6 protein-coding genes are annotated in these 5687 nt (G+C 42.4%); all 6 read left to right on the forward strand.

All coding sequences use genetic code 11. The features are described from left to right. A partial coding sequence (locus tag BCU91_RS04925) for an MtrB/PioB family outer membrane beta-barrel protein (RefSeq protein WP_157936262.1) occupies window positions 1–582 on the forward strand: 582 nt, incomplete at its 5' end. A gap of 33 nt (window positions 583–615) precedes the next feature. Beyond that, window positions 616–3099: a DMSO/selenate family reductase complex A subunit gene (locus BCU91_RS04930; protein ID WP_102531007.1), complete on the forward strand. Its 2484-nt coding sequence runs from the start codon at window positions 616–618 to the stop codon at window positions 3097–3099. A 10-nt stretch (window positions 3100–3109) separates the two neighbouring features. Further along, window positions 3110–3739: a DMSO/selenate family reductase complex B subunit gene (locus BCU91_RS04935; RefSeq protein WP_102531008.1), complete on the forward strand. Its 630-nt coding sequence runs from the start codon at window positions 3110–3112 to the stop codon at window positions 3737–3739. Between the two features lie 53 nt (window positions 3740–3792). Next, on the forward strand, window positions 3793–4413 hold the full coding sequence (locus BCU91_RS04940) for a molecular chaperone TorD family protein (protein ID WP_102531009.1): 621 nt from the start codon (window positions 3793–3795) through the stop codon (window positions 4411–4413). Window positions 4414–4465: 52 nt separating this feature from the next. Next, a complete protein-coding gene (locus tag BCU91_RS20240) occupies window positions 4466–4627 on the forward strand; it encodes a hypothetical protein (protein WP_157936263.1) in 162 nt (53 codons plus the stop codon). 632 nt (window positions 4628–5259) lie between these two features. Then, the coding region (locus BCU91_RS04950) for a multiheme c-type cytochrome (RefSeq protein WP_277869333.1) at window positions 5260–5687 on the forward strand (428 nt) is incomplete at its 3' end.

Raw genomic sequence — 5687 nt, forward strand, 5'->3', positions numbered from 1 at the left:
ATCAACTGGATGAGTCTGGACATCAGCAGCCGTTATGCCCAAGACGAGTATGACGATACCCAAATCGGCCTGACTGAATCAGAAGATTACGGTTATGACGCTAACCTTAACATCGCCTTTAATCAGCATATTGACGGTTATGTGTTTGCCGGTCAGCAATGGATTAACTCCAATCAAGCTGGCAGCCAAAGCTTTGGCGCAGCAGATTGGATGGCTGATATTGAAGATGAATTTATCAACTTAGGCGCAGGCGCAAGCTATAGCGGTTTAATGCAAGACAAGCTCACCTTAGGGGTGGATTACTTATTTAGTAACTCTGTCAGTAACACTGATGTCACCGCCGAAACCATGAATCCGTATGGGGATTATTACTCATACAACCACAGTGCCAGTATGTACGCCGATTACGCCTTGAGCGAGCAAATGGCACTGAAATTAACTTACCGCTATGAACGCTATTTCGATACCGATGCAGCCAACGTAGGGGTCAATGATATTCCGGGGATGATTACTCTGGGCGATATCAACCATAACTACAACGCGCACCAAGTGATGTTGTCGTTTACCTACCAATTGCGCTAAGACGCATCGTTAATGCTACGAGAGGATATATCAATGGAACGTAGAAGTTTTTTAAAAGCGAGTGCTGCACTTGGCTGTGCAGCAACGGTAACCGGTTGTAAAACCAGTTCAGATGATGCCAATGTCACCCCAACACCACCTGTGGCTGATGAGCAGATGACATGGTCTGCATGTTTATGTAACTGTGGATCTAACTGTCCGTTGAAAGTGTTTTCTGTCGATGGGAAGATTGTCAGAATTGAGGGTGATGATGAAGGTGACGACTCCTTTGGTAACCACCAAATGCGGGCCTGTGCCCGTGGTCGCTCTAACAGAAAGCGTGTTTATAACCCTGATCGTATCCAATACCCAATGAAACGCGTAGGAAAACGTGGTGAAGGCAATTTTGAGCGTATTTCATGGGAACAAGCGACCTCTGAAATCGGCGCGAAATTAAAAGGTATCTATGACAGTTATGGGCCACGTTCAGTTTACTCAATGTACGGTACGGGTGCTTACTACGATATTAATGGTGGTAACTCTTGGAAACACTTACTCAGTGTAATGGGCGGCTACTTAGGTTATTACGGCAGCTATAGCTCTGCTCAAGTTGGTCGTATCTTTCCATTAGTTTACGGCTCTGGAGCTCGCTCAACCGTCAGTGAATTGCAACACAGCGATTTCTGCCTATTCTTTGGATATAACCCGCTAGAAATTCGTCAAAGTGGCTCTGGTGAAGGTTACGAATACGCCTATTACAAAGAAAAGAACAACATTAAAACAATCATCATCGATTGCCGATACAGTGATACCGTCGCAGGGAAAGGAACTGAGTTTCACGCCTGTCGCCCAGGTACTGATGCCGCTTTATGTGCTGGTATTGCTCACCACCTGATTGAAATGAATCTAATTGATGAAACATTTTTAAAAGAAAAAGTGTATGGTTTCCGTGATGAGCCAGCCATGCCAGAAAAAGGGCTTGAAGCCCTACCTTATGAACGTAGCTATGAAGCTTATATCCTAGGTACAGGAGAGTTAGACTCTCAAGCGAAGACCCCTGAATGGGCTGAAAGTATTTGTGGTATACCTGCAGCAAATATTCGCAGTATTGCCGATCAACTTGCAGCGGCTAAAGCCCCTTATCTAATGGGGGGTTATGGTATTCAACGCCAAGCAAATGGTGAAAATAATAGCTGGGCTGTAGCTGCACTATGTATGCTTGTTGGCGGACTAGGCAAACGCGGTACTACAACTGGCCACATGTCTAACTCAGCAAAAGCCTTATATACTTCAGGTCTTGCAAGTTTGACTGGCACCAGCAGTGCCGAAAAAGCAAAAATATCTGTATTTACTTGGCCTGACGCTATCCGTAACGGTAAAGAAATGACCGTCTTTAAAGATGGCGTTCAATTGCCGGGTCACGATGATGCGAACCCTGTTGATGGTAAGCTTGATGCTAATATCAAAGCGATTATCAATGTTGCCAGTAACACATTAATCAACCAGCACTCTGATTGCTTCGGCACAGCAGAAATCTTAGAAGATGACAGCTTATGTGAATTAATTGTGGTGAGTGAAAACCACATGACTGCTTCAGCAAAATTTGCAGATTACTTACTACCTGATACTACTTGGTTAGAAACTGATGATATTGCCAATCAATCATATTCTGCAGGGGCGATGTCAGTCATTACCCCACTAACTAAAGCGGTAGAGCCATTATTTGAAAGTAAATGTGCCTACGAAATGTGTGCCGATCTTGCTGAAGCGATGGGTGTCGGCGCTGCGTTTAGGCAAGGTCGAGCTGATTTACAAGCAACACTAGATGCATACTACGAAACAAAAGTAGCACCAATGGATGAAAGATTCCCAGCAACTTATAAAGAGTTTCAGGAAAAAGGCATTGTTAAAAAATTCACCGAATCAACAGTAAAAGATTGTGCCTTATATGATTACGTGAATACGCCTGGCGCAGAAGTTAATACCCCATCGGGTAAAATCGAATTGTTCTCAAATAAAGTCGATTTTATGAATAAAAACTGGGAAAAACCAAGCTTTGCATTTGATCTTGCAGAAGTCCCTAATGGTCACTTTATCACACCAATCCCAGCTTACATCGTCACTTGGGAAGGCTTTGAAGATCCAACCACACGTGATGACTATCCATTCCAGTTAATTGGCCATCATACTAAAGGCCGGACCCACTCATCATTCCATAGTGTTCAATGGCTGCGTGAAGCAGTGCACGATGCTATCTGGTTAAACCCTAAAGATGCTAGCGGCTTTGCGGATAATGACTGGGTCTTTGTTGAGTCACCAGCAAGAGATGGATATCCTGGAAGATTAGTTAAAATCCAAGCGAGATTGAGTGATCGCATAATGCCTGGTGTCGCATCTATACCTCAAGGTGCATGGTTTGAACCAGAAAATGGGGTTGATATTGGTGGCTGCGTCAATACCTTAACAGCTTATCGCCCAAGTCCAATCGCTAAAGCAAACCCTCAGCACACTAATCGTGTCAAAATTTATAAAGCATAGGAGCTAGAAAATGTCAGAATTAACTCAATACGGCTTCTACTTCGATACCCGTAAATGTAACGGCTGTAAGGCTTGTCACATTGCTTGTAAAGATAAGTTTGATGCAGAGCTGGGTGTTACCCCTCGTCGAGTGTATGAATATGGCGGCGGTCAGTTTACTGAAGGTGAAAATGGCACAGTGTCTTGTGATGTGTTCACATACTATATGTCTATTAGCTGTAATCACTGCAGCGAGCCTGTATGTGTAAAAGCTTGCCCTACTGGAGCTATGCATAAACGTCGTGAAGATGGTTTGGTACACGTTGCACAGGATTTGTGTATTGGCTGTAATAGCTGCGCCAAAGCATGCCCTTATGACGCCCCGCAGCTCGATCCAGTCCGAAAAGTCATGGTTAAATGTGATGGTTGCTTTGAACGAGTCCAAAATGGTCAACAACCATTGTGTGTTGTAGGTTGTACTCAAAGAGCCTTAGATTTTGGTCCAATAGATGAACTAAGAGCAAAATACGGTGAACAAGCGAGTATCGCTCCGTTACCGTCAGCAACAATTACATCGCCTAACTTAATCATAGGTACAAGTGATATGACTCGTCCATCTGGCAGCCTAGATGGCAGAATTCAAAACCCAGACGAAGTGTAAATTCTCATCTTAAAAGGAGAGTCAATTGACTCTCCTTCTTTTTAGGAAAATGTATGTCAGGCACTCAACGACAAATAGAACAATCAACAGCAATATTTAACTGGCTTGCTGATATTTTTTATCACCCAGCTACCACTGAAAAGCTTCAAACCACACAGGCAGTCATTGATGAGTGGCCGACCCTAGCAGGCGATCCATCTGATTCGGTCTGCAAAATACTTCACAGCGTAGAGCAAGATGGATTAGCGACAATCCAAGCCGACTTTCAGCGATTGTTTATCGGACCAGGTAAAAAATTAGTGTATCCATGGGGGTCGGTTAATTGCGAGTCAGAAGGTCTACTTTTCGGTAAAAGCACGCAGCGATGGGAAGTATTTTGTAACACAAACCATATTGAAATTACCACTCTTGCATATGAACCTTCGGATCATTTCGCGCTGTTTTTCTCAGCCATTGCCGCTATTATGCAAAGCGATAATGACCAAGCTATAAAATTAGAATTAATTGATGAAGTACTTACATTACATTTCAATGATTGGGGCTTGACGGTATTAAGTAACATTACCGAAAAATCAACAACCCACTTTTATGCACAATTTGCAAAACTCGCGCTGGATACGATTAATTATTGGAAAACTGAAATAAGTAAGTCACAACCGTTTTATTCAGCATAAATGATATCGAGAGCTTACTCACTAGCTGCTGACACAACCCGAGCAGTTAATTATGTCGCTGGCGGTGCATTATGCACAAACCATTAGTGATGATGCGCAATACGCCAACTCAAACCTACAAGACAACAGCCAACGAGTGTTAACCGCCATGGCGCGTTTAGAGTCAGAGCGCAAGCAACAGCGTAAACAGCAATATAATATGGGTAAATGTTAACTGCGATAGTAGTTGAAACGATAGTAGTTGAAGTGATACTAGTTGAAGTGATTAGGACTGTAGCAAATGCGGCTCCACTGGTGAATAACTAACGGATTCACCAGTCACTCATCGGCAGCTAAGGTATTATTTAGTAAGCAAGAATTCACTTGGGGAAATGCCCATAGTTTGATTAAAGATTTTAGTTAATCTGCCCTGATCGGTAAAACCACAATCACACGCGGTCAGCTTAATATTGCCATTATTCATTTCTAATAATCTGCGCGCTTTTTTATATTTAACATTATTAATTAATGTAATTGTGAACCAGATCTTACATCTTTGATTGCTAAATAAACACTTGAAGATAGCAAGATCAACACAAAGCTCAAACTATAAAGAAACAACTTTTTTTAAGACATAAGTTAAGTACCTGATTGTGGGTATTAAATCAAAAAAATTGCTTTAACTACAAATGAAAACTATTACCAACTAAAACCCACTACAAATCACCTTTAAATCTCTTTCTTGCTGAACTCCACAAAATTAAACCATCAATATTTAACAAATGAATAATCGTTAATATCTCACCTAAAATAGCGCCCATATAAAACACCTAATGACTTATTTAATAATTTAAGGGAATGACATTTATGAAAAAAATGATCCTTGCATTAATAATTGGCGCTTCTTCAATATTAATTCCCCATACCAGCGCTAATGCCACCCCATGGGATGACCTCAGCTCAACACAATTAGAACAACAGTTAGTTGAGAAGTTCGCTGAAGGAAACTACTCCCCTAAAGGCGCTGACAACTGCCTAACCTGTCACCGTAAAAATGAAACCGTCATGGCGTTATTTGATGGCGCACACGGCCAAGGTAATAACAGTCAATCACCGATGGCAGGGTTACAGTGCGAAGCCTGTCATGGCCCACAAGGCCAGCATAATCGCGGCGGTAAAGAGCCGATGATTGCTTTTGGTAAAGACAGCAAATTGTCTGCCCCAACCCAAAATACCGTTTGCCAAGGCTGTCATAACGACCCAGAGCAAATGGCATGGCATACCAGCACCCATAA

The sequence above is a fragment of the Shewanella sp. 10N.286.52.B9 genome (assembly GCF_002873635.1).
Classification (GTDB): Bacteria; Pseudomonadota; Gammaproteobacteria; order Enterobacterales; family Shewanellaceae; genus Shewanella.

Coding starts and splice junctions, on each gene's coding strand:
- BCU91_RS04930 (WP_102531007.1), top strand. CDS start 616: ATGGAACGTAGAAGTTTTTTAAAAGCGAGTGCTGCACTTGGCTGTGCA.
- BCU91_RS04935 (WP_102531008.1), top strand. CDS start 3,110: ATGTCAGAATTAACTCAATACGGCTTCTACTTCGATACCCGTAAATGT.
- BCU91_RS04940 (WP_102531009.1), top strand. CDS start 3,793: ATGTCAGGCACTCAACGACAAATAGAACAATCAACAGCAATATTTAAC.
- BCU91_RS20240 (WP_157936263.1), top strand. CDS start 4,466: ATGTCGCTGGCGGTGCATTATGCACAAACCATTAGTGATGATGCGCAA.